The sequence below is a fragment of the Janthinobacterium sp. TPC_1 genome (assembly GCF_056037845.1).
In genome coordinates this window covers 2,353,578-2,378,111 of the sequence record NZ_CP195157.1, presented here as the reverse complement: position 1 = coordinate 2,378,111, position 24,534 = coordinate 2,353,578, and the positions used below count along the sequence as shown (strand labels likewise).

The 24,534-nt window shown below is 63.1% G+C and carries 12 protein-coding genes and 8 pseudogenes; 9 read left to right on the top strand and 11 right to left on the bottom strand.

Annotation, left to right across the window (positions count from 1 at the left end):
* Positions 1 to 1,279: 1,279 nt before the first annotated feature.
* Positions 1,280 to 2,416, bottom strand: a complete 1,137-nt coding sequence (locus ACQVLG_RS11650; RefSeq protein ID WP_474294646.1) for an IPT/TIG domain-containing protein — start codon at positions 2,414 to 2,416, stop codon at positions 1,280 to 1,282.
* Positions 2,417 to 3,093: 677 nt separating this feature from the next.
* On the opposite strand from ACQVLG_RS11650, the pseudogene metH reads away from it, so the two are divergent.
* A pseudogene (gene metH / locus ACQVLG_RS11645) lies at positions 3,094 to 6,869 on the top strand (methionine synthase).
* Between the two features lie 112 nt (positions 6,870 to 6,981).
* On the top strand, positions 6,982 to 7,353 hold the full coding sequence (locus tag ACQVLG_RS11640; RefSeq protein ID WP_474294644.1) for an SPW repeat protein: 372 nt from the start codon (positions 6,982 to 6,984) through the stop codon (positions 7,351 to 7,353).
* 202 nt (positions 7,354 to 7,555) lie between these two features.
* Here the strand turns inward: ACQVLG_RS11640 and ACQVLG_RS11635 are convergent.
* The 8 genes and pseudogenes from ACQVLG_RS11635 to rsmB form a co-directional block, all read right to left on the bottom strand.
* A pseudogene (locus ACQVLG_RS11635) lies at positions 7,556 to 8,838 on the bottom strand (EAL and HDOD domain-containing protein).
* Positions 8,839 to 8,975: 137 nt separating this feature from the next.
* Positions 8,976 to 9,759: pseudogene (locus ACQVLG_RS11630) on the bottom strand (class II glutamine amidotransferase).
* Between the two features lie 86 nt (positions 9,760 to 9,845).
* A complete protein-coding gene (locus ACQVLG_RS11625; protein ID WP_100875523.1) occupies positions 9,846 to 10,103 on the bottom strand; it encodes a BTH_I0359 family protein in 258 nt (85 codons plus the stop codon).
* A gap of 153 nt (positions 10,104 to 10,256) precedes the next feature.
* On the bottom strand, positions 10,257 to 10,658 hold the full coding sequence (locus ACQVLG_RS11620; RefSeq protein ID WP_474294642.1) for a GTPase: 402 nt from the start codon (positions 10,656 to 10,658) through the stop codon (positions 10,257 to 10,259).
* Positions 10,655 to 11,373, bottom strand: a pseudogene (locus ACQVLG_RS11615) (response regulator). The gene ACQVLG_RS11620 and the pseudogene ACQVLG_RS11615 overlap by 4 nt, the downstream one beginning before the upstream one ends.
* A 97-nt stretch (positions 11,374 to 11,470) precedes the next feature.
* Positions 11,471 to 13,768 carry a sensor histidine kinase gene (locus ACQVLG_RS11610; protein ID WP_474294640.1) on the bottom strand — a complete coding sequence of 766 codons (2,298 nt, stop codon included), beginning with the start codon at positions 13,766 to 13,768 and terminating at the stop codon, positions 11,471 to 11,473.
* On the bottom strand, positions 13,768 to 14,274 hold the full coding sequence (locus ACQVLG_RS11605; RefSeq protein ID WP_226939765.1) for a DUF4390 domain-containing protein: 507 nt from the start codon (positions 14,272 to 14,274) through the stop codon (positions 13,768 to 13,770). The genes ACQVLG_RS11610 and ACQVLG_RS11605 overlap by 1 nt, the downstream gene beginning before the upstream one ends.
* 97 nt (positions 14,275 to 14,371) lie before the next feature.
* Positions 14,372 to 15,798 (bottom strand): annotated as a pseudogene (rsmB, locus tag ACQVLG_RS11600) (16S rRNA (cytosine(967)-C(5))-methyltransferase RsmB).
* 376 nt (positions 15,799 to 16,174) lie between these two features.
* Between rsmB and argS the strand changes: the two are divergent.
* From argS to ACQVLG_RS11565, 7 genes and pseudogenes are all read left to right on the top strand, one after another.
* A pseudogene (argS, locus tag ACQVLG_RS11595) lies at positions 16,175 to 17,886 on the top strand (arginine--tRNA ligase).
* A 20-nt stretch (positions 17,887 to 17,906) separates the two neighbouring features.
* Positions 17,907 to 18,624, top strand: a pseudogene (locus tag ACQVLG_RS11590) (SPOR domain-containing protein).
* 9 nt (positions 18,625 to 18,633) lie between these two features.
* Positions 18,634 to 19,305 (top strand): thiol:disulfide interchange protein DsbA/DsbL, encoded by a 672-nt coding sequence (locus ACQVLG_RS11585; protein WP_230541611.1) that lies wholly within the window; start codon positions 18,634 to 18,636, stop codon positions 19,303 to 19,305.
* A 37-nt stretch (positions 19,306 to 19,342) separates the two neighbouring features.
* Complete coding sequence (locus ACQVLG_RS11580; RefSeq protein ID WP_474294637.1) at positions 19,343 to 20,104, top strand: SDR family oxidoreductase; 762 nt, start codon at positions 19,343 to 19,345, stop codon at positions 20,102 to 20,104.
* A 10-nt stretch (positions 20,105 to 20,114) separates the two neighbouring features.
* Positions 20,115 to 20,918, top strand: coding sequence for a biotin--[acetyl-CoA-carboxylase] ligase (locus ACQVLG_RS11575; protein WP_474294635.1), 804 nt, complete (start codon positions 20,115 to 20,117; stop codon positions 20,916 to 20,918).
* A gap of 4 nt (positions 20,919 to 20,922) precedes the next feature.
* Positions 20,923 to 21,683: pseudogene (locus ACQVLG_RS11570) on the top strand (type III pantothenate kinase).
* On the top strand, positions 21,677 to 22,375 hold the full coding sequence (locus ACQVLG_RS11565) for an SPOR domain-containing protein (protein WP_474294633.1): 699 nt from the start codon (positions 21,677 to 21,679) through the stop codon (positions 22,373 to 22,375). Before ACQVLG_RS11570 ends, ACQVLG_RS11565 begins: the two are co-directional and overlap by 7 nt.
* Here ACQVLG_RS11565 and ACQVLG_RS11560 read toward each other — a convergent pair whose 3' ends face one another.
* On the bottom strand, positions 22,376 to 23,419 hold the full coding sequence (locus ACQVLG_RS11560; protein ID WP_474294631.1) for a septal ring lytic transglycosylase RlpA family protein: 1,044 nt from the start codon (positions 23,417 to 23,419) through the stop codon (positions 22,376 to 22,378). It abuts the gene before it with no gap.
* Positions 23,419 to 24,534 (bottom strand): rod shape-determining protein RodA, encoded by a 1,116-nt coding sequence (rodA, locus tag ACQVLG_RS11555; protein WP_046683484.1) that lies wholly within the window; start codon positions 24,532 to 24,534, stop codon positions 23,419 to 23,421. The genes ACQVLG_RS11560 and rodA overlap by 1 nt, the downstream gene beginning before the upstream one ends.

The window sequence follows — 24,534 nt, the reverse complement described above, 5'->3', positions numbered from 1 at the left end:
GACCTCGAAACGGCCGCCGGCCGGCAAGGCGCTGACGTCGACGCTGGCTTTGCCACCCGTCAAGTCACTGGCGACCACCGTCTTGCGGCCATCGGCGGCCACGTGCAGCACGGCGGCGTATGGTTCCGCATCGGCATTCCAGGCCAGCGCCAGCTTGCCGCCGCTTTGTATCGCATCGAACGTGGCATCGTTGGCGGCGGCCCTGCTGCGGCGCGCCGGGCGCTCCAGCTTGGCTAAAGCCTTACCTTTTGACAATACTTGCACGTCGCTGATGTCGCCCGGATTGGCAAAGCTGACGCGGAAATGGCTCATGGCGTTGCCGCCATGGTCAGCCACGGAGACGCCATCAAAAGGCAAGTCGATAGTCTGTCCCGACGCTGTCAGCACGCGCAGGGTATATGCCTGGCCGCTGCCGCTGGCCGCCGCACCGATGCGCGCGGACGAGGCAACGGCCGGGCGCAAGGCCACGCCGGCCGGCGTGATGCGGCCGGAAATGGTCAGGTAGCCATTCTCGGCCACGGACATGCTGGCGGCCAGCACATTGCTGCCCGTGATCTGCGTGCTGCGTTTGTCCAGGAATTGCTGCACCCGCGCATAGCTGTAGTCGGAGAACCAGGCGCCGCTGCAATAGCTCATCACATCCTTCATCGGCGTGCCGCCATACACTGCCTTGCTCAGCTGGCCAATGCTGCCCGCATAGTCGCTGTTATACAGAGGCTGCGGGCCCAGATTGCCATCCGCATACGGGTAGTCGACGGCGGCGCCGGCCGGGCCGCCGCAGGCAACGTGCTGCAGCGAGTGGTTGTGGCCCAGCTCATGCACGAGCGTGGTCAGCCATTCAGGCCATTGGTTACCGAAGGGATCGACCGATGCGATGCTGTTGAACCGCGCATCCAGGCCGATGGCCGACGTGAAGTCGTTGCCGCTGCTGCGCTGGTTGATATAGGCCAGGCCGGCGGCGCGGGTGGCGGACATTCTCGGCACGAAACCATAATAATAGGCGCCGCTGTCTTCCAGCGCGCGCTTGCTTTCCAGTTTGCCCAGGGCATCGCTCCACCAGCTGTCGGCCGTGCTGCTGCCCGGAATGCTCAGGGCCGCACGCGTCGTGATGCTGATGTTTTCCGTCGCATACGGATACACGCGCAGCAACGCAGCACGGATCACCTCGGCGTCAGGCAGTTGCGCCACGCCATCATCGGTGCTCAGGGGCACGAGTACCAAACGGATTCTGGCCAGGCTGGCCACCACGGGCGCCGCTTCCTGACTCACTTGCACGCCGTCATTGCCGACGGCCGTCACGCGCACGCGCACGCCGGGCAAGATCCAGCCAGCAGGCAGGACGGCACTGAAATTGCCGTTGAAACTGTAATCGCTTTTCGCCGTCGGCAAGAGCGCCGGCCCCGTCATCGTGATGCTGCCCAGGTTGCTGCCATTGGCGGCGGTCGCATTCAAGGTCACTGCCGGGCTGGCCAGGCCTGCTTGCGCGGCCAGCACGGACACGCGCACGGCGGCCGGCTTGCTGCGCGTCAAAGCGCAAGGCCATATTGCTGGCGTTCAGATTCATGACCTGCGCAAATTCAATGTTGCCCAGGGTAAAGGTCGACACCGTGCCCGCATTCACGGCGATGCGCGCAGCGGCCGACAGCATCACGTTACCCGTTGCCGAGGCTGGCGCAGACAGCAGCAGCTGGCTGGCACTGGCGCTGACGATGACGGCCGGCGTATTGCCTACCGTCGCCGAGCTGACCTGGTCGAGATTGCTGCCCTGCACCGTCACCGACAAGGTCGCGCCATTGACGGCCGACGTGATCGACGTCACCGCCACGCTGGCCAGGACCGTGTACGGGTCGCTGCTGGCCACATCGTTGTACGGCCCGCGCACCGTCAGCGCGCCTGTCGCTGCGCCCGCAGGCACCACCACGGTCACGCTGCTGGCCGTCTGGCTTTGCGGCGCCGCCGCCGCGCCATTGCCGAACTGTACCGCCGTCACGGCGCCCATGCCGCCGCCCGCGATCGTCACGCTGGAACCGACGCCGCCTGTCAATGGCGCGACACTGCCCACGCTCAAGGGCAGGTACACATTGACGTTATAGCTGGTGGCCGCCGTGCCGCTGGCGCTGACCAGACTCAAGGCGCCCGTCACGGGCGCGCCCGGCATGGCCAGGGTCACGCTGGTGTCGCTGGCGGCGCTGGTGGCAAGCGTCACGCCGCCCAGCTGGAAGGCCGTCACGCGGCTCAGATTCGTGCCCGTGACCACCAGACTGCCGCCGACGGCAACATTCGCCGCCGAAACGCTCGTCACGGCAGGAATCAGGGCGGGAGTGCCCGAGGTGGTCGCCACCACCGTGTCGCCACCACCACCGCCACCGCCGCCGCAGGCGGACAGGCCCAGCATGACAAACAATGCAACTAGCAAATGGTTTCTCATGGCTGGCAACCATGTTGGTGCAGCGCGGTGCCGGGGAGGACACGGAATAAATGTGACATATTGGTGACTTTTGGTGAGAATTTAATTTCGAAGAACCAATATTATGGGTTAATTCGATTCCTAAAGACAACTATTAATGCTTTTGATTCAATTGGTTTTGATAATAATTAAAATATCTGCTTGGCAAACTTTATTCTGGGCATTATTCCCTTCACTCTGTATTGGCTGAAATCAAAATTACTTTCCTTTGCAGCTATTGCCATTCGATTCATTAAAAAGATGCTGACATGGCGTAAATAATGTGGAAATTTTTCCACAGCCTAGACGCCATATCTTCCCGGCAACTTTGCTGGAAGAATTAACGTTTTGAGTAAGATTTTCAGGAATGTCATTTTCAGAAGCAGGCGTGGCGCAAGGCGATGTGTTGCAAGAAGGCCTGCCGTGGGGCGAACGGCCGCTTTTGCTTAAAACCAAAGCAGCCTGATGCCGTATAATTTTAGACCCGGTGAAATCAGGCGATTGCCACCTTCTGCCTGCCCTACCCGGCCGGCAACTCTCCGTCAGCTGATCCTGCTGGCCCGCAACCGCCTTGTAAAGTCTTGTCGCCGCGCCGCCGCCCGTTTGCCTATTGAAAGCATGAAATGAACGATACCGTGATCCCCGCCATGTCCCCGACCGAAGCCACCTTGCGCGCCATCCTGGCGCAGCGGATCATGATCCTCGACGGCGCCATGGGCACGATCATCCAGCAATACAAGCTCGACGAAGAAGCCTACCGTGGCGGCCCCGCCGGCCGCTTCATCGATTTCGCCGCGCCGGCCGACAGCGGGGCGCGCGAACTGTTTGTCAAAGGCAACAATGAGCTGCTGACCCTGACGCAGCCGCACATCATCCAGGAAATCCACGAGCGCTACCTGGCGGCTGGCGCCGACCTGATCGAAACGAATACCTTCGGCGCCACGACGATCGCGCAAGACGATTACCACATGGCCCACCTGGCCTATGAAATGAACGTGCAAGCGGCAAAACTGGCACGCGCCGCCTGCGACAAGTATTCCACCCCGGACAAGCCGCGCTTCGTCGCCGGCGCCCTGGGACCGGGACCGACGCCGAAGACGGCATCGATCTCGCCCGACGTGAACGACCCGGCCGCGCGCAACGTCACCTTCGACCAGCTGGTGGCCGCCTACCTGCAGCAGACGCAGGGCCTGGTGGAAGGCGGCGCCGATGTGCTGCTGGTGGAAACCATTTTCGATACCCTCAACTGCAAGGCGGCCCTGTTCGCCATCGACCTGTACTACGAGCAAAACCCTGGCGTCGTGCGCCTGCCTTTGATGATTTCCGGCACCGTCACGGACGCCTCGGGGCGCATCTTGTCGGGCCAGACCGTGCCCGCCTTCTGGAATTCCGTGCGCCACGCGAAACCGCTGACCATCGGCCTGAACTGCGCGCTGGGCGCCGCCCTGATGCGTCCGTACGCGGAAGAGCTGGCCAAGATCGCCGACACGTTTGTTTGCATCTACCCGAACGCGGGCTTGCCCAACCCCATGAGCGACACGGGCTTCGACGAATTGCCGGCCGATACGTCCGCCCTGCTGCGCGAATTTGCCGACGCGGGCTTCTTGAACATGGCGGGCGGCTGCTGCGGCACCACGCCCGAGCACATCGCCGCCATCGGCGAGTTGCTGTCGAAAAATACGCCGCGCACCGTGCCGGCCCTGTCGCACGACTTGCGCCTGGCGGGCCTGGAACCGTTCGTCGTCAATGACGAGTCGCTGTTCGTCAACGTGGGCGAGCGCACCAACGTCACGGGCTCGAAGGCGTTCGCGCGCATGATTCTCAACGAGCAATACGACGAAGCCTTGTCCGTTGCCCGCCAGCAAGTAGAAAACGGCGCGCAAGTGATCGACATCAACATGGATGAAGCGATGCTCGACTCGCTGGCCGCCATGACGCGCTTTTTGAACCTGATCGCCTCGGAACCCGATATTTCGCGCGTGCCCATCATGGTCGACTCGTCGAAATGGTCGGTCATCGAAGCGGGCTTGAAATGCGTGCAGGGCAAGGCTATCGTCAACTCGATTTCCATGAAGGAAGGCGAAGAAGAATCCTGCGCCAGGCGAAACTGTGCCGCCGCTATGGCGCGGCCGTGATCGTCATGGCTTTCGATGAAAAAGGGCAAGCCGACACCTTCGAGCGCAAGATCGAGATTTGCGCCCGCGCCTACCATTTATTGATCGATGCCCTGGACTTCCCGCCGGAAGACATCATTTTCGATCCGAACATTTTTGCCGTAGCCACCGGCATCGAAGAGCACAACAACTACGCCGTCGACTTCATCAACGCCACGCGCTGGATCAAGGAAAACTTGCCGTACGCGAAGATTTCGGGCGGCGTGTCGAACGTGTCGTTCAGTTTCCGCGGCAACGATCCCGCCCGCGAAGCCATCCATACCGTCTTCCTGTACCACGCCATCAAGGCCGGCATGACCATGGGCATCGTCAACGCCGGCATGGTGGGCGTGTACGACAACCTGGACCCGGAACTGCGCGAGCGCGTGGAAGACGTGGTGCTGAACCGCCGCGAAGACTCGACCGAGCGCATGATCGAATTTGCCGGCACGCTGAAGGCGGGCGGCAAGGCCGAGGCGCAAACCCTGGCGTGGCGCGAAGGCACGGTGCAGGAGCGCCTGTCGCACGCGCTGGTGCACGGCATCACGCAATTCATCGTGGAAGACACGGAAGAAGCACGCCAGGAACTGCTGCACAATGGCGGGCGCCCCATCCACGTGATCGAGGGCCCGCTGATGGCCGGCATGGACGTGGTCGGCGACCTGTTTGGCCAAGGCAAGATGTTCCTGCCGCAAGTGGTGAAGTCGGCGCGCGTGATGAAGCAGGCCGTGGCCCATCTGATTCCATTCATCGAGGAAGAAAAGCTGCTGGAAGAAAAACGCACGGGCATCGTCGCCAAGCCGAAGGGCAAGATCATCATGGCGACCGTGAAAGGCGACGTGCATGACATCGGCAAGAATATCGTCACCGTCGTTCTGCAATGCAACAACTTCGAAGTGGTGAACATGGGCGTGATGGTGCCGTGCTCGGAAATCCTCGCGCGTGCCAAGGTGGAAAACGCCGACATCATCGGTCTGTCGGGCCTGATCACGCCGTCGCTGGAAGAAATGGCGTATGTCGCCAAGGAAATGCAGCGCGACGAACACTTCCGCATGCTCAAGATTCCCCTGCTGATCGGCGGCGCCACCACCAGCCGCGCCCACACGGCCGTGAAAATCGCGCACAACTATGAAGGTCCCGTCATCTACGTGCCGGACGCGTCTCGTTCCGTGTCCGTGGCGCAATCGCTGCTGACGCCGGAACAGCGCGACAAGTACGTGGAAGACATCGAACTCGACTATGCACGCATCCGCGAGCAGCACGCCAACAAGAAGGCCCTGCCCATATTGCCGCTGGCGCAGGCGCGCGCCAACAAGATGGTCGTGCCCTTCGATGGCGCCTGCAAGCCCGTGAAACCGAAGTTCATCGGCCGCCGCGTGTTTAAAAATGTCGACCTGGCCACCCTGGCCAACTATATCGACTGGGGCCCGTTCTTCCAGACCTGGGACCTGGCGGGCCCCTTCCCCGCCATCCTGACGGATGAAGTGGTGGGCGACGCGGCCACCAAGGTGTACGCGGAAGGCCAGGCCTTGCTGAAAAAACTCATCGACGGACGCTGGCTGACGGCCAATGGCGTCGTCTCCCTGCTGCCGGCGAACAGCGTCAATGACGACGATATCGAGGTGTACACGGACGATACGCGCAGTAGCGTGGCGTTCACGTATTACGGCATGCGCCAGCAGGGCGTAAAACCCGTGGTCGACGGCGTGCAGCGGCCGAACCAGTGCCTGGCCGATTTCATTGCCCCGAAGGAATCTGGCGTGAAGGATTACATCGGCATGTTTGCCGTGACGTCCGGCCTGGGCATCGAAAAGTATGAAAAGCGCTTCGAAGACGCGCACGACGATTACTCGTCCATCATGCTGAAATCGCTGGCGGACCGCCTGGCCGAGGCGTTTGCCGAATACCTGCACGAGCGCGTGCGCAAGGATTTGTGGGGCTACGTGCCCGATGAGCACTTGAGCAACGACGACATGATCGCCGAGAAATATGTCGGCATCCGTCCCGCGCCCGGCTACCCGGCCTGCCCCGAGCATACGGTCAAGAAAGAGATGTTCGAGGTCATGCAGGCCGAGGAAATCGGCATGCAGCTGACGGAATCGTATGCCATGTTCCCCGGCGCGGCCGTCTCCGGCTTCTATTTCGCCCATCCGGAGTCGAAATACTTCGTCGTCGGCAAGATCGGCATGGACCAGGTGGAAGACATGGCCAAGCGCCGCGGCGCCAAGGTCGAGGATGTGGAACGCTGGCTGGCGCCCAACCTGTCATGATAAGCACAAGGCGCGCGGAACTTATCGCGCGCCGCAGCGCACTAACGCAGTATGCCGGTCGGCATGCTGCATGCCCGCTCCGGCCCGTTCCCTAACTGGCTAAGGAGGTAATATGGCAACCAATTTCAAACTGAAACGCTGGCAAGATCAAGTGATCCTGCTGCTGGGCCTGTGGCTGGTCGTCTCGCCCTGGGCGTTTTCCTATCCCGAAGGCTCGCCGCAGATGATCAACGCCCTGGTCTCGGGCCTGGTAATCGCCGTGCTGGCTGCCTTCGACCTGTACAAGACCTATTTTTGGGCCGTCGTCGTCAACCTGCTGGTAGGTGTCTGGGTCGCCGCCTCGCCATGGGTCCTGCGGCTGGCCGATCAGCGCGTCGTCATGTGGAACGAGCTGATCGTCGGCATCGCCGTCGTCGTGCTGGCCCTGTGGGAACTGCGCACCGACCCCGAGCTGCACAAGCACTGGCCCGGCGCCGCCGCGTAGCGGCGCAAAAAAGCCCTGCCACGGCTAAGCCGTGCAGGGCTTTTTAAAATACGAACAGCACCGCAGATACGCGACGTCTCAGCACCTGACAAAACCGTAGCGAGCGGAAGGAAGAGGTGGCCGAGAAGCGGAGCCGTACTCTAGTACGGTGAGCATCGCAAGCCGCCTATGCCGACGCGCAGCAGGTTTGGTCAGGTGCCAACTACAGAGCGTAGCGGACTACGTTATCGCTCCATTCGTAGGCGGCCATTTCCAGCTCCACCAGGTCGTCCGGCGACATGGCCAGGTCGCGCAGGGTCGGCACGATCTCGCCTTCCATGTCTTCGATGCGCTCGATGCATTCGGCCAGGCGCAGCAGGTCGCCGTAGAAGCCCTCGCGCGACAGCAGCGCTTCGGCCACTTCGTCGATCACTTCGATCTGGCTGAGGATTTCCGACATCGGCACGCCGAACAGGGTATCCATCAGGGACATGATGCCGACCGTAAAGGCGATATCGGCCGCATGGGCGTGGTTCGGGCGCAGCTTATGCGCGAGCAATTCGAGCAAGCGGCCGCGCGTGGTAGCCAGCATCAGCAGCGGCGTCATGCTATGGCCGCGCTTGCTTGGCTCCGCGTACAGCATGATTTGCAGCCAGCGCTGCAATTGGCGGCGGCCCAGCACGGTCACGGCCTGGCTCAGCGCGAATCGATGCGCTGGCGCGCGCCCACGGCCGGCGTATTGACCAAACGCAAAAGGTTCAGGGCCAGCGAGACGTCGCGCTTGATGGCGCGCTCGATATCCATGTTGTCGGCGTCGGAGGTGACCAGGGTCATCAGCTCCATGACGGCCAGTTGCGATGGCGACAATTTCTTGCCCGTCATGATGGCGGGCTTGGCAAAGTAATACCCCTGGAAGTAATCGAAGCCCAGGTCCAGGCCCGACTTGAATTCTTCGCGCGTCTCGACCTTTTCCGCCACCAGTTTCTTGTTTTCCTGCTTGAAACGGGGCGCCAGCGCTGCCAGCACTTTCGGGTCGACCTTGCTCATGTCCATCTTGACATATTGCACCAACGGCAACAATTCCTGCACTTGCGCCGTATCCGACACCACGTTTTCCAGCGCGAAAGTGAAGCCGTGGCCCACCAGTTCGCTGATGCGCGCGCGCACTTCCGGCGTGACGGGCATCGATTCGACGATTTCCAGCACGACTTTTTCACGCGGCAGGAAGACGAAGATGTCGCTCATGATCACGTCGGCATCGACGTTGACGAAACCGAGCGCGTCGCCGATGACCTTTTCCATGCCCAGCTGGGAAGCGTGGGCGATCACGGAAGCCGTGGCGGACAGGTCGCTGGTAATGTTGGCGGGGCCGACCGGAGCGTTGCGGAATAGCAACTCATAGCCGAACAGGGCTTGATTGCGGTCAAGGATAGGTTGTCGCCCCAGATAGAACTCGCGCACGCGCAAGGGTTTCGGGGTGATGTCGTTGCTGGAAATATCGATCATTAACTCTTCATCAATCAGGTCGAGTGACACCGGCCGCGCCGCGCCCGCATCAAGGTTCACTATTGACAATACTTTAGCTGAATTTCGCCCGCGCTGTGGGTATTTTGGCAGCAATCCAGCGTATTGTCGTCAACAAATTAGGCCACTGGCGTCTCTTGCACCATCCCGTCGACAAATAATTTCAATTCGCCGGGCGCAAACGCCGTCCATTGTTCATTCGTCGTCGTCGCGGCTGGGTAACGATCACGGCCACGCGGTCCTGGGGCGTCGTCACCTGGGAAAAGTCCACGCTCAGGTCTTCATCGGAGAGTTTAGCAGTTGGAAACGGATGTTGTCGCACCAGATAGTGCAAGCTGGTCGAGCAATGGGCAAACAGCGCCGCGCCGCTCGACAGCATCATGTTGAACGTGCCGTGGGCCGCGATGCCGGGCAACAACTCCGCCAGGGCCGCATGCAACTGCGGCAAGGTCGGCGGGGCATCGCCAAAGCGCGCATGCAGCTCCTGCAGCAGATAGCAGAAAGCCAGTTCGCTGTCGGTGCAGCCGACGGGGCGGTAGCTGCCCGTCAGCACGGGGTTGAACTCCTTCAAATCGCCATTATGGGCAAAGACCCAGTAGCGGCCCCACAGTTCGCGCACGAAGGGGTGGCAGTTTTCCAGCGCCACCTGGCCCTGCGTGGCCTTGCGGATGTGCGCGCGATGACATTGCGCGACTTGATGGGATAACGCTTGATCAGTTCGGCCACGGGCGAGGCGATGGCCGCCTGGTGGTCGACGAAATGGCGCACGCCGGCGCCCTCGAAAAAGGCGATGCCCCAGCCGTCATGGTGGGTATCGGTATGGCCGCCGCGCATGGCGAAGCCGGTAAAACTAAAGACAATGTCCGTAGGGACATTGCAATTCATTCCGAGAAGTTGGCACATGGTCTGTTTGCAGCGAAGTAACCCGGCCACCATACCACGCCGCCATGCGGATTGGTATGGTGGCGATGGCCATCAGACAGCCATTATCAGTGCAACAGGACTGGCTGGCTCATGAGGGAATCATAGCTGCCCAAAAATTCATCGATCTCTTCCATGCTGGGTTCGCTGGCGATCAGTTCCGTGACGTCGCGGCGGAAATGCTGGGCCAGGACTCCCGCAATGAAAGTCTCGCGTTTGCCGCCCTTGTCGACAATTTCATAGCCGCCGAAGCGCAGGGCTTCCAGGTCGCCGTCGACGCCGAATTCCACGACGCTGTATTGTTCGCTGTTATAGATCAGGTTCATTTTGCATCCTTCGCTCAAGCAGGAGAAGCTCCTGCGGTTTCAGGACAGAGGTGGGGTTCCCACACCGCCATTTCAAGCGGCCAGGCCACCCTGCGGGCTACAGAGTTGTAACGAGATGCAAACTGCGACTGCGGTAAGTCGATCGAAAAATCGTCAGGAAACGACGACGTCTGCTTGCAGCGCCAGCAAGGCATCGTAGGGGCTGGCGGTGAGCCAGGTGCGCAATTGTTCGATGTGCGAGGCGTCGGCCAGGCTGATGAACAAGCGCGCAGGTGGATGGCGCAGCAGACGGTTCAATGTTACACGCAATACGAGATTGCCGCTGCAGCACAGGCAGCCGGGCGCGATGCGCAACAGTTGCAATGGAAACGATGGAGAAGGGGAAGCTTGCTCGGCCAGGTCGGCCAGGATGGCGTTGCCGTCAGCCAATCCTTCCAGGATCACGGCGGCCGGCTCGTCCGGCGCCAAAGCGTGCGCAATGGCCGCCTCGCGCCCGGCGGCGCGTCCACCGCTGACCAGGGTCAGCGGCGTCGGACGCCGCACGGCTGCCGTCACAGGCCTTTCTTGGCCAGCTTGCCCGGTTCGACGCCCAGCTGTTTCAGCTTGCGGTACAAATGGGTGCGCTCGAGGCCCGTTTTCTCCGCCACGCGCGTCATGCTGCCGCCTTCGCGGCCCAGGTGGTGTTCGAAATACATGCGCTCGAACGCGTCGCGCGCCTCGCGCAGCGGCAAGTCGAATGACAGGTTGTAGCCATGGCCTTCGGCCGCCGCCGGCACGGCGATACCTGGGCGCACCATCAGCTGTTGCGGCGCGCTGCCGCCAAAGCTGGGCACGGGATGACTGCTTTCCTCGGCCACCACAGGTGCCGCCGGACGCGGCGCCACGCTCGGCGCGCGCACGGTTTCCTGTGCCCGCGTCAAGCCTTGCTGGACCGCTTCAGCAGTTTTTGCAGGGCAATCGGTTTTTCCAGGAAGTTCATGGCACCGATGCGCGTCGCCTCGACAGCCGTATCGATGGTGGCGTGGCCCGACATCATGATCACCGGCATGGTCAGCAAGCCATCGCGCTGCCACTCCTTGAGCAAGGTGACGCCGTCCGTGTCGGGCATCCAGATATCGAGCAATACCAGATCCGGCGCACCGGCGGCACGCGCTTCACGCGCCTGCTGCGCATTTTCGGCCAGCTGGATAGCATGTCCTTCGTCGCCCAGAATTTCCGAGAGCAACTCACGGATACCCATTTCATCATCCACTACGAGTATGTTTGCCATTCGTGTCTTGCCTTCCTCATTTCGCCGGCCGTCGCGCACAAGATGCACGCGCGGACAACTATGATTTTATTAGTGTTTTAAATACTAAACCAGACCCTCACGCCAGGAATTCCTGGGCAGGAGCGTCGGGAGCTAACTTTAACAGCAAAATGACCACCGATGCGCCATTGCCGTCGACCCGGTTCTCGATATCGATGCGTCCGCCGTGTTCATCGATAATTTTCTTGACCATCGCCAGGCCCAATCCCGTGCCGCGCGCCTTCGAGGTCACATAGGGCTCGAAGGCCCGCGCCAGGATTTTTGGCGCGAAACCAGGGCCATTGTCGGTGATGGCCAGCCGCACGGCGATATTCACGCCGCCGTCCGCACTGCGATAATGAATTGCTTCTGTCCTTACGTCAATCCGCGGATGCGGCGAGTCCGGCGGCAAGTCGGCCATGGCGTCCTGCGCGTTCTGCAGCAGGTTATGGATCACCTGGCGCAACTGGGTCGGATCGCCCATCACCATCGGCAGGTTCGGCGCCAGCTGCGGATGGATGATGTCGCCATCGTCGCCGCGCAGGTACAGGTTCAGTATTTCCTCAATCAGTTCGTTCAGGCGCAGCGGCACGAGCACGGCCGGCGGCGTGCGCGCATAGTCGCGGAAGTCGTCGACCATGCGTTTCATCGCATCGACCTGCTTGACGATGGTGGTGGTGGCACGGCTGAGCAGGTCGGCATCGGGCTGCTCCAGCTTGCCTTCGAGCTTCATCTGCAGGCGCTCGGCCGACAACTGGATGGGCGTGAGCGGATTCTTGATTTCATGCGCCAGGCGGCGCGCCACCTCGCCCCAGGCGATCGAGCGCTGCGCGGAAATCACGTCGGAAATATCATCGAACACGACGATGTAGCCGCTGCCGGACTCCAGCGGCAGGCGCGAACCGCGCGCCAGCAAGGTGATGTCATGCTCGTCGGCACTACTGCCCAGGCGGCGCGGAATCTCGATCTGCCGCTGCCAGTGCAGGCGCTGCTGGTTGCGGCCCGAGGCCGATTGCGCGCTTTGCGCCGTGAAGGCGCTGATGATGGCGCCGCCAAACTCTTCCATTCCAGCAATATTCGCCAGCGGCTGGCCCACCATGCTCATGCCCGAATGCTGCAGGATGCGCTCGACCGACTCATTGCAGGTCACCAGCTTGAAGTCGCCATCGAGCACCATCACGCCGGCCGACATGTTCGCCAGCACCGATTCCAGGTGGGCCTTGGCGTTTTGCAGTGCGGCGCGGTTGCTTTCCACGGCCGTGCGCGCATCGAGCAGCTGGCGCGTCATGATGTTGAACGACTGCGTCAGGGTACCCAGTTCATCCTTGGTGGCCACGATGGGGCGCGGCGACAGGTCACCCTCGGCCACGGCGCGCGTGCCTTCGGCCAGCAGCAGCAAGGGCTGGGCCAGGTTGCCCGCGATCAGGAAGGCGCTGCCGATGGCGCCAAAAATGGCCAGCAGCAAGGTCAAGGTGAGGATTTCCATGTACATCTTGCGCAGCCCCACGCGCGCGACGAAACGTTCCTTGTATTCGCTGTAGGCGGCGCGCAGCACCTCGCCATTCGTCGCCAGCTTCGGCGGCACCGATTGCAGCAGTTGCAAATAGCGGGGCGAGACGGAAGGCCCCGGCACGGCCACCAGCACCCGCAGGCGCAGGCTGGCCGCCGTTTCCAGCGACGCTGGCAAGCCCGAGCGGAAACCGCCACCGCCCGACTCCGTGCCATCGTCGTGCAACTCCAGGCCCCCTTCGGCGGAGGCATAGCCGGCCGGCAAGGCCGCCTGCACCAGCATGGCCGGCGTCGGCAAGTCGGCCGCGCTGTGCGGCCCGGCGCTGGCCAGCAGCACGCCGTCGCCGCTGACGAGCATGGCATTTTGCATGCCCTCTTCGCGCAGCAGGCTGGTCAGCACGGCCTGGCCGGCCACGGGATCGGCACCCAGTTCCTCGACCGCCTTGTGGCCCCGATGGTCGAGCTCGACCAGGGCCGCATCGAGGCCGGCACGCCCCAGCTCAATCCCCGATTCCAGCGCCGCTTCGATCTTGACGTTGAACCAGGACTCGATGGAGTGGGAGACGAATTGCACTGAAACAAGGAAAATCACCAGGCCCGGCAGGATGCCGACGGCGGCGAACAGCATCACCAGGCGCGTCATCAGCTTGGAGCCGAACTTGCCGCTCTTGTAGCGCGCATACAGGCGGGCCAGGGAAATGCCCACCAGCGCCAGCAGGGACACGGCCACGGCCGCGTTCAGGCCCAGCAGCCAGGTGTAGTAACGGTCGAAGAAGCCGGAATTGTCGGAAGCCGACGCCAGCAGGAACAGCAGGATACTGACAATGCCGCCGCCCACCACCAGCAGATAGCGTAATGCTTGACTCACTACTCCGCCGTATACAAGAAGGTTTTTTTGTTCGAAGCCAGGCGCCAGTCGCTGTTATTGAAGGCGTTGACCTGTATCGGCTTGGGCAGGTAGTCGCGGTCCATGCCCATGCGCAAGGTGACGTTATACGTCTGCCCCACTTTCAGTTCGCCGCGCCGCGCCACCAGCCAGCGGCTGGGACGGCGGATCAGGAACAGCGCGTCGTCGAGGGTGGGGAAGCTTTGCTGCAAGCCGCCGCCCGACACATGATACTGGCGCGTCAGCACGTTGTACGACAGCTTGCTGGTCTGGCGCGCCACGATGGCTTTTTCATCGAACCAGTACCAGCGGGGCCGGGTCAGTTCGATTTCCGTCGTGAAATACAGCGGCACGCCATGCTGTACGGCATCATCAAGGTCGTGATTGAGCTCGAAGGAATACGTGGCGGCCAGCTTGTAGCCCTCTTCGCTAGCCTCGATGTAAGCACGCGTGATCTCGACCATATCGGCGGCATGCGCGCGTGGCATGGTACATGCCAGCATCAGCAGCAGGGCCAGGAGTCGGAAGAGTCGTGTTGTCACAAGTGTGCCGGTGTAGTCCGTAGGAAAAGGTTCGAGGAATCGCTCAAGCCGCATTTTTTTGGAATAGCGCATAGAACAAACCGTCATGGTCCTGCTCCGCGCTTCCAGTCGGCAACAGCTGGCCAGGCGCTGTCAATCGGGTCGCATTATTGCGCACCGCAAATGCCGCCGCCTGTGCCTCGGACTCTTGCGGCCACAATGAACATGTCACGAACAGCAATTTACCATCGGGGCGCAGCATCTGCCACAGGTTGTCCAGAATTTTGGAGGAAAGTGTTGCAAGTTGGAACGCATCTCCCTTGCGGCGCAACCAGCGAATATCGGGATGGCGGCGCACGATGCCCGAAGCCGTACATGGCACGTCGGCCAGGATGCGGTCGTACTGCTGGCCGTCCCACCAGGCGCTCGATTGCGCATCTTGCGCCTTCAGGGTGGCTTCCAGGCCCAGGCGCTCGAGATTTTCCGCGATGCGCGGCAGGCGCTTGGCGTCCGCATCGATGGCCGTCACCTGCACGTCGGCCAGTTCGAGGATATGGCATGTCTTGCCGCCGGGCGCCGCGCAGGCGTCCAGCACGCGCATGCCGTCTTGCAAATCCAGCAGCGGTGCGGCCAGTTGCGCGCCAGCATCCTGCACGGAGACGACGCCCTGCTCGAAGCCGGGGATCAGCGCCACGCCGATAGGCTTGTCCAGGCGTACGGCAAACGGCCCCACCTGGCGCGCGGCAATGCCCGCCTCAGCCAGCACGGCCAGATACGCTTCGACCGTGCTCTTGCGGCGATTCACGCGCAAGGTCAGTGGCGGCACAGCGTTGCCGGCCGTCAAAATGGCTTGCCAGTCGCGCGGGTAAGCCAGGCGCAGCGAGTCGATCCACCACTGTGGATAATTCCATTGCGCCAAAGGTTGCTGCAGGGCCGCTTCCAGCAAGGACTTGCGCTCGCGCAAGAAACGGCGCAAAACGGCGTTGACCATGCCCTTGGCGTGCGCCAGGTCAGGGTGCGAGGTAGCCACTGTGACAGCCTGGTCGACAACGGTGAATTCTTCGTACGGCTGTTCGCCTGGTTCGGCCGACATCAAGGACAGCGCGCAGCACAGCAGCGCGGCCAGCATCGGCGGCTCGGGCGCCTTCGACGTCATCAGGCCGACCAGGGTTTCGCTGCGGCCCAGCTGGCGCATGGTGCGATAGGAAATATCCTGGATGGCGCCGCGCGCTGCGGGCTGGCGTTCGATTGCGTAAACACCTTGGCCAGCGCCTGCGGCAGGGCCGTGCCGGTGCGCACTTGCGCCACGGCATTGGCGGCGCCCAGCAGGCAAAACGCCAGCGAGTCGGTGCGCAAATCGGGTTGGAAGCCTGGCTGCAAGACCGGTTTCAGGTCAGGATGATAGCTGGGGCGTAATTTCGGTGCGGCAGGGGCAGAAGCCTGGCCTGGCGCCGGCTTGGTTCTCAATTTCAGCGTGGGGCGCTTGTTCATAGTTATCCGGTGTGGCTGCGCGCGGCGGGCTGCATGGTGGCAAAGTCGCGGCCGCGCGTCATCAATAAAGGGTCGATTGTAGCGTTTGTGGCGCCCTCTGACCCAAGCGATTGCAGCGATACCTGTAAATTGCGGCAAAAAACTGCATATATACAAGCAGAATGCGCCATGCTGATGTTTTCGTGCACAAACATGGGCATGCTGTCCTGATAATATCGTGAAATGCGCCGGCACGGGAAGCTTGGCGGCAAGCGTATTGTTCCCGGCGGCAAACCAGTATAATTAACGCAGTCTGGGCGGCTTGGGTACTTGCCGTCCGTTTTGCTTTTTGATTCATTCTATTCATTCTTAACGCGGTTCCACCGCCATCCTGCTCATGCTCGCCCAACAGAAACAAGAAATCATCGCCCTGTTCCAGGCCGCCCTCGCTCCCGTCCTGGCCGGCACTTCGCTGACGCCATCCGTGGTGCTCGAGCGACCACGCGATGCATCGCATGGCGACGTCGCCTGCAACATCGCCATGCAACTGGCCAAGCAGCTGAAACAGAATCCGCGCGAACTGGCGCAAACCATCGTCACGGCCGTGCTGGCCAACCCGGCCGGCAAGGGATTGATCGAGGCAGTGGAAATCGCCGGTCCCGGCTTCATCAACGTGCGCGTGTCAAACACCGCCAAGCAGGCCGTGGTGAAAACCATCTTGAGCGAGGCCGACAGCTACGGCCGCAGCACGGCAGGCGCGCCGGCAAGCAAGTCATCCTGGAATTCGTCTCGGCCAACCCGACCGGCCCGCTGCACGTGGGCCACGGCCGCCAGGCGGCCCTGGGCGACGCCCTGTCGTCGCTGTTCGACGCGCAAGGCTATCAAGTGACGCGCGAGTTTTACTATAACGACGCAGGCGTGCAGATCCAGACCCTGGCCAATTCCGTGCAGGCGCGCGCGCGCGGCTTCAAGCCGGGCGACGCCGAATGGCCGGAGTCGGCCTACAACGGCGACTACATCGCCGACATCGCCAGCGACTTCAAGGCCGGCAAGACGGTCTCGGCCAGCGATGGCTTGCCCGCCACGGCCAATGGCAACGTCGACGACATCGATTCGATCCGCCCGTTCGCCGTCACCTACCTGCGCAACGAGCAGGACATCGACTTGCAGGCCTTCGGCGTGAAGTTCGACAATTACTACCTGGAATCGTCGCTGTACGCGGACGGCAAGGTCAACAGCGCCGTGGAAACCCTGATCAAGGCGGGCCACACGTACGAGCAGGACGGCGCGCTGTGGCTGCGCACCACCGACTTCGGCGACGACAAGGACCGCGTCATGCGCAAGACGGACGGTACCTACACGTATTTCGTGCCAGACGTGGCGTATCACCTGATGAAATGGCAGCGCGGCTTCGTGCAGGCCATCAATATCCAGGGCAGCGACCACCACGGCACCATCGCGCGCGTGCGCGCCGGCCTGCAGGCGGTCGACATGGGCATCCCGCAAGGCTACCCCGACTACGTGCTGCACAAGATGGTCACCGTCATGAAGGATGGCGAAGAAGTCAAGATTTCCAAGCGCGCCGGCTCCTACGTGACCGTGCGCGACCTGATCGAATGGTCGGGCGGCGGCGACATCGCCAAGGGCCGCGACGCCGTGCGCTTCTTCCTGATCTCGCGCAAGGCCGACACGGAATTCGTCTTCGACGTCGACGTGGCGCTGAAAACCACCGATGAAAACCCGGTCTATTACGTGCAGTACGCGCATGCGCGCATCTGCCGCATCCTGGAAAACTGGGGCGGCGATGAAAGCACGGTCGCTGGCGTGGATTTGTCCCCGCTGACGGCACCGACCGAAGCGACCCTGCTGGCGACCCTGGCCGCCTACCCGGAAATGCTGGCACGCGCGCAAGCCGAACTGGGACCGCATCAAGTCGCCTTCTACCTGCGCGACCTGGCCGCCAACCTGCACAGCTTCTACTTCGCCGAAAAAGTGCTGGTCGAGGACGAAGCCATCAAGATGGCCCGCCTGGCCCTCGTCATCGCCGCGCGCCAGGTATTGCGCAACGGCCTGGCACTGATCGGCGTGTCCGCGCCAAACAAAATGTAATCGCGAAGGTCTAATCGTCAATGAATCATGCTTCCCGCTTCTCTTCGACCCGGCGCCAGCAGGGCAATACCCTGGTCGGCATCATCATCGGCCTGGTCATCGGCCTGGGCATCGCCGTGGTGGTCGCCCTGGTGATCAGCAAGGGCGCCTCGCCCTTCACCGACAAGTCGGGCAAGGCCGGCAAGTCGGCCGAACCGACGGCCGGCCAGATCGCCGATCCGAACAAGCCAATGTACGGCAACAAGGAAGCGGCCAAGGAAGCGGCGCGCGACTTCTCCAAGGAGCCGCGCGAGATCGTCACGCCGGCGCAGCCTGCCGCGCCGGCACCCGCGCCCACCACCGCGCAGCAGCCGAAGGCGCCGCCGCCGGACGCGCTGCAGGAATTGATCGGCACATTGAAGGACAAGCCGGCGCCGAAAACACCGGCGGCAGCAGCGCCAGCGCCGCAAGCCAAGGCCGATGTGAAAGCCGAAGCCAAGGCCGATGCAGCCAGCGACAAATGGATTTATTATCTGCAGGCCGGCGCCTTCCATGACATGTCGGACGCCGAAAGCACGCGCGGCAAACTGGCGCTGCTCGGTTTCGAGGCGGCCATCAGCGACCGCAGCACCGATGCCGGCGTGCTGCACCGCGTGCGCATCGGACGGACCGTTCAACCAGCTTGAAGCGATGAACCGCGCGCGCACCAAACTGTCTGAAAACGGTATCGATGTCGCCGTCGTCCGCAACCAAAAATAAGGAACCAGCATGCGTTTTCTGAAGAAGGTGTTGTTGGCCGCCGCCCTGTGCGGCGCCGCCATGGGCGCGTCGGCCTCGCCGGCCGAGCCGAAGAATGGCGTCGAATACGAAACCCTGGCCACGCCTCAGGCGACGGAATCGGGCAAGAAAATCGAAGTGACGGAATTCTTCGCCTATTACTGCCCGCATTGCAACGTGCTCGAACCGCAACTGGCGGCCTGGGTCAAGAAACAGGGCGACAACATCGTCTTCAAGCGCGTGCACGTGTCGCGCGATGACAGCGTGGCGCCGCAACAGCGGCTGTTCTTCACCCTGCAAGCCATGGGCCTGGTCGACAAGCTGCACACCAGCGTCTTCCACGCCATGCACGTCGAACGCAACCGCCTGGCCACCGACGATGCCGTCTTCGACTTCGTCGCCAAACAGGGCGTGGACCGCCAGAAATTCATCGACACCTACCGCTCGATGGGTATCTCGGCCCGCGTGCGCCGCGCGGACGCCATGATGCAGGGCTATAACGTCACGTTCTGGCCCATGATCGCCATCGATGGCCGCTACATCACCTCGCCTTCGCAGGCCGACCAGGGCAGCAAGTCGGCCAAGAACGAAGAGCAGCTGAACGCCCAGGCGCTCAGCGTGATGGACGTGCTGGTCGCGAAAGCCAAAGCGGAAAAGAAATAAGCATGGCCACTTCCCTGGCGCGCCCGGGCATCGCCTGATGCACAGCGTTTTCATCACGGGCGCGTCGAGCGGACTGGGTGCCGCCCTGGCGCTGCAGTACGCGCGCCAGGGCGCCCAACTGGGCTTGCTGGCCCGCCGCGGCGACACCCTGCAGCAACTGATCGCTTCCCTGCCCCACCCTGAACGCCACCGCGCCTACGCCGTCGATGTATGCGACCACGCCGCCCTGAAAAGCGCGGCAGGTGACTTCATCGCCCACGCCGGCCGCATCGACGTCGTCATCGCCAGCGCCGGCGTGTCCTACGGCACCCTGAGCGAACACGCGGAAGACCTCGACGCCTTCGCCCGTTTGATGGCCATCAACGTCACGGCCACCGTCGCCACCTTCGCGCCTTTCATCGCCGCAATGAAAAGCCAGGGCAGCGGACGCCTGGTGGGCATCGGCAGCGTGGCCGGCATCCGCGGCCTGCCCGGCGCCGAAGCCTACAGCGCCTCGAAGGCGGCCGTCATCAGCTACTGCGAATCGCTGCGCCTGGAATTGAAACCGGCGGGCATCAGGGTCGTCACCATCACGCCCGGCTACATCGACACGCCGATGACACGCCATAACGCCTATCGCATGCCCTTCCTGATGCCGGCCGAAAAATTCGCCCTACGCGCCGCGCGCGCCATCGCCGACGGCGACAGCTACCGCGTGATCCCGTGGCAGATGGGCGTCGTCGCCAAGCTGCTGCGCGCGCTACCCAATGCCATCTACGACCGGGCCTTCGCGAATGCGCCGCACAAGGCGCGCAACTGAACTGATCACCATGACGAAGCACTCAGACTTGAACAGCGCGGCCATCGCCGCCCATTGCGCCACGGGCGCTTCCCACGTTGCCATCGAAGTGGTCGACGAAACGGGATCGACCAACGCCGACCTGCTGGCGCGCTGCGCCACCCTTGCCGGCCCCACCCTGCGCATCGCCGGCCAGCAGACTGCCGGACGCGGGCGTGCCGGACGGCCGTGGGTGTCGCAGCCGGACGCCAGCCTGATGTTTTCGCTGGCCTGGCGCTTCAAGGGACCGCTGCACCGGCTGGTCGGCTTACCGCTGGCCGTCGGCGTGGCGCTGGCCGAAAGCATGACGGCGCTGGGCGTGCCGGTGCAGCTGAAATGGCCGAACGATCTGCTCAAGGATGGCCACAAACTGGCGGGCATCCTCGTCGAGACGCAGCAGGCGCAGGGCGACGATGGCGGCGGCGTGTGGGCCGTCATCGGCTGCGGCATCAATCTCTTGATGCCCGATGCGCTGGAACGGCAGATCGGGCGCAGCGTCTCGGCCGTGCCCTGGCTGGCGCAGATGGAGCGCAATACCCTGGTGGCGGCCCTGCTCAGCCGCCTGGCCGGCGTGCTGGCCGAATTCGACGACACGGGCTTTGCGCCGTTTACGGAACGCTGGAACGCACTGCACGCATGGCAGGGCCAGCACGTGAAAATCCTCGACAACGGCCAGCTGCTGCAGCAAGGCGTGGCGGCCGGCGTGGATCAGCTGGGCCGTTTGCTGCTGCGTACCGATGGCGGCCTGCAGGAAATCATGTCCGGCGACGTGTCCTTGCGCCTGGCCGGGGAGTAAGCGCATGCTGCTGCTGATCGACGCCGGCAATACGCGCATCAAATGGGCGCTCGTGGCCGCCGATAGTGCCGCCGGCGGCTGGCTGGCCAGCGGCGCCGTCACGCATGCGCAGATCGATACCCTGGCCGCGCGCAGTGGGCGCCACTTGCCATCAGAGAGGCGCTGCTGTCGAACGTGGCGGGCGCCGTCATCGGCACGCGCCTGCGCGCCATGCTGCCGGTGGCCCCCGGCGATTTTGCCTCGCTGCCGCAACTGGCCGGACTGACGAACGGCTATCGCGTACCATCGCAGCTGGGCTGCGACCGCTTTGCCGCCGCCATCGGCGCGCACGCGCTGGCGCCTGGCCAGGCCGTCATCGTCGCCAATTGCGGCACCGCCACCACCATCGACGCCATCACGGCCGATGGCGTTTTCCTCGGCGGGATGATCTTGCCGGGACTGGGATTGATGGCCAGCTCGCTGGCGCGCAATACGGCGCAGCTGCCGCACATCGCCAGCGATGCCGTGCTGCCGGCCGGCTTTGCCGACAATACGGACGACGCCATTCTCTCCGGCTGCCTGGCGGCGCAGGCGGGCGCCATCGAAAGGGCCGTGCGCATGCACGGCGCCAGCGCCTGCCTGCTGTCGGGCGGCGCCGCAGCGCGCATTGCACCGGCCCTGGCGCTGGCAGTACCGCTGCACCTGGTGGACAATATCGTCATGCTCGGCCTGCAAGCGGCCGCGCGCGCCGGAGCCCCAGGAACACAAGGAAACCACGTATGCTGAAATTCGTCTTCTGGCTGCTGGCCGGCGTCAACCTGCTGGTGCTGGCCATCGGCCAGGGTTATCTGGGCAGTTTTCGCACGGAGACGCGCGAACCGGCGCGCCTGAAAAACCAGCTGCAGGCGGGCAAGCTCACCTTGCTGACGCAGGAGCAGGCCACGGCGCCCGCCGCGCCGCCGGCCACCGAAGAGGCGGAGAAGCCGGTGGCGGCCGTGCCGGCACCGCCGACGACGTATGCCTGCACGGAAGTGGGCAATTTCCTGCTGGCCGACGGGCGCCGCTTCGAGGCGCAAGTGGCCGCGCTGGACCTGGGCGACCGCCAGTCGCGCCGCAACGTGGCCGGCCAGGACATTTCCAGCTACATGGTGTACATCCCGCCGCAGGGCAGCAAGGAAGGCGCCGACCGCAAGGCCGGCGAATTGAAGCAGTTGGGCGTGACGAATTACTTCATCATGAACGAAAGCAGCCCGCTGCGCTGGGGCATTTCACTGGGCGTATTCAAGTCGGAAAGCGGTGCGCAAAGCCAGCTGGCATCGCTCAACAAACAGGGCGTGCACAGCGCGCGCATCGGCCCCCGCTACAGCGCCAGCAAGCAGCTGGCCTACCAGTTCCGCGACCTCGACGCCGCCACGCGCGCGCGCCTGGAGAGGATCAAGGCGCAGTTCCCGGAACAAGACCTGCGCAATTGTAAATAACTACCTTTGGATCACGATGGGCTTGATGCCCGTCGATTCCGGCAAATTCGCCGCCGCGCGTGCCGCCTCGGCGCGGCTGGAGAACGGTCCGCCGTACAGGCGGAACAGGTTACCGGCCTGCACCACGCCCAGGGTACCCAAGGCCGCCGCGTACGGCGCCAGGCGCGAACGCCCCGATTCCGCATTGTCGGCCCGCGAATAGGCGCCCAGCTGCAAATAGAAGCCGCTGGCCAGCGCTGCCGGCGCTGGCATGGCCACCGTCGCATCGACGGGCAGCATCTGCGACGACACTTCCGGCTGCACCACGGCACCCGTTTCCACGGGCGTGTCGATGGAAATGGCGACGACGGAAGGCACCGGCTTTGGCGCCGCACGGGCCGCGAGAATGGCATCGATATCGGCCGGCAGCAGGCGTTCGACGACCACCTGGTGGCTGCCCTTGCCGAGGAAGCCCAGTTTCAGCGCCGCCGTGTAGGACACGTCGACGACGCGCGTGGCGTGGAACGGGCCGCGGTCGTTGATGCGCACGATCACCTGCTCGCCGCTGTCGATGCTCGTCACGCGCGCATACGACGGGATCGGCAAGGTCGGATGGGCCGCCGTCATCTTGTACATATCGTAGATTTCGCCCGACGAGGTGCGCTGGCCATGGAATTTCTTGCCATACCAGGTGCCCGTGCCCTTCTGCGTAAACGGTTCGTTGTCGGTGATCGGCGTGTACGTCTTGCCAAAGACGACATACGGACGGTTCGAGCGCGTCGAATACGGCTCGTTGCGCACTTCCGCGTCGGGTACGTCGCGCAGGTTGGCCGGCGGATTGTCTCCCGGGCCATCGTCCTTGTAGTAGCCGCCACGGCCGGAACCGGCCGCCGGCAATACCGGCAAGGTGGGATCCTGGCGCACCGGCACCTTGACCTTGCCGCCCGACGGCAGCGGCACGTTGTTCGATGCGGGCTTGTGCGGCGTGGTGCCGCAGGCGGCCAGGGTCAGCAAGGCGACAAGGCTCAGCCCGCGTATGGCGAAGGTATCGAAAGGCGCGCGCATCAGGTTTGCACCAGCTTGCGGTGGCGCTGAATGCTCATCAGGATGCCGGTGGCCACGCCCAGGGTCAGCAGCGCGGTGCCGCCATAGCTGAGGAATGGCAGGGGCACGCCGACCACCGGCACGATGCCGCTGACCATGCCCATGTTGACAAACGCATACGTAAAGAAAATCATTGTTATCGCTCCTGCCAGCAGGCGAGTGAAAAAACTGGGGGCATTGGCGGCGATCATCATCCCCCGTCCCACCAGCAGCAAATACATCAGCATCAGGATCAAGTTACCCACCAGTCCGAATTCCTCGGAATATACGGCAAAAATAAAATCGGTCGTGCGCTCCGGGACGAATTCCAGGTGGGCCTGCGTGCCGTGCGTCCAGCCCTTGCCCGTCATGCCGCCGGAGCCGATGGCGATGATGGACTGGATGATATGGAAGCCCTTGCCCAGCGGGTCCTTGGTCGGATCGATCAGCATCATCACGCGGTCGCGCTGGTAATCATGCAAGTGCGACCAGGCGATCGGCAGGCAAGAGACAAAGGTGATCAGCAAGCCGGCCAGCACCTTCCACGACAGGCCGGCCAGAAAGATGACGGTAAAGCCGGCCGCCACCACCAGCAGCGCCGTGCCCAGGTCGGGCTGGCGCGCGATCAGGTACACGGGCACCAGCAGCAGCACGGCCGCCATCAGGAACGACTTCCAGCGCAGGGCGCCCGCATTGTGCTGGAAGAACCAGGCCAGCATCAGCGGCGTGGCGATCTTCAGGAATTCGGACGGCTGGATGTCGATCACGCCGATATGCAGCCAGCGCCGCGCGCCGAGCTTGATGGTGCCGAACAGCGCCACGGCCACCAGCAAGATCACCGATACCGTATACGCGGGCACGGCGATGCGCATCATCATCTGCGGCGTGATATTGGCCGCCACCCACATGACGAAAAAGCACAGCAGGATGTTGCGCAAGTGGTCCTCGATCTTGCCGGGGATGCCGATGCTGGCCGAATACAGGGTCAGCAGGCTGGTGCACAGCAGCATCAGGATGATGATCATCAGCGGCGGATCGAACACCGCCAGGTAGGGTTTGGCGCGCCGCCACAGCGAGCGCCTCTCGTTAATGGGCAT

Bases quoted from the DNA above. Each gene is read 5' to 3' on its own strand.
- ACQVLG_RS11580 (WP_474294637.1), top strand. From the start codon at position 19,343: ATGCACAGCGTTTTCATCACGGGCGCGTCGAGCGGACTGGGTGCCGCC.
- ACQVLG_RS11625 (WP_100875523.1), bottom strand. From the start codon at position 10,103: ATGAACCTGATCTATAACAGCGAACAATACAGCGTCGTGGAATTCGGC.
- ACQVLG_RS11565 (WP_474294633.1), top strand. From the start codon at position 21,677: ATGCTGAAATTCGTCTTCTGGCTGCTGGCCGGCGTCAACCTGCTGGTG.
- ACQVLG_RS11560 (WP_474294631.1), bottom strand. From the start codon at position 23,419: ATGCGCGCGCCTTTCGATACCTTCGCCATACGCGGGCTGAGCCTTGTC.
- ACQVLG_RS11575 (WP_474294635.1), top strand. From the start codon at position 20,115: ATGACGAAGCACTCAGACTTGAACAGCGCGGCCATCGCCGCCCATTGC.
- ACQVLG_RS11585 (WP_230541611.1), top strand. From the start codon at position 18,634: ATGCGTTTTCTGAAGAAGGTGTTGTTGGCCGCCGCCCTGTGCGGCGCC.
- rodA (WP_046683484.1), bottom strand. From the start codon at position 24,534: ATGCCCATTAACGAGAGGCGCTCGCTGTGGCGGCGCGCCAAACCCTAC.
- ACQVLG_RS11640 (WP_474294644.1), top strand. From the start codon at position 6,982: ATGGCAACCAATTTCAAACTGAAACGCTGGCAAGATCAAGTGATCCTG.
- ACQVLG_RS11605 (WP_226939765.1), bottom strand. From the start codon at position 14,274: ATGCCACGCGCGCATGCCGCCGATATGGTCGAGATCACGCGTGCTTAC.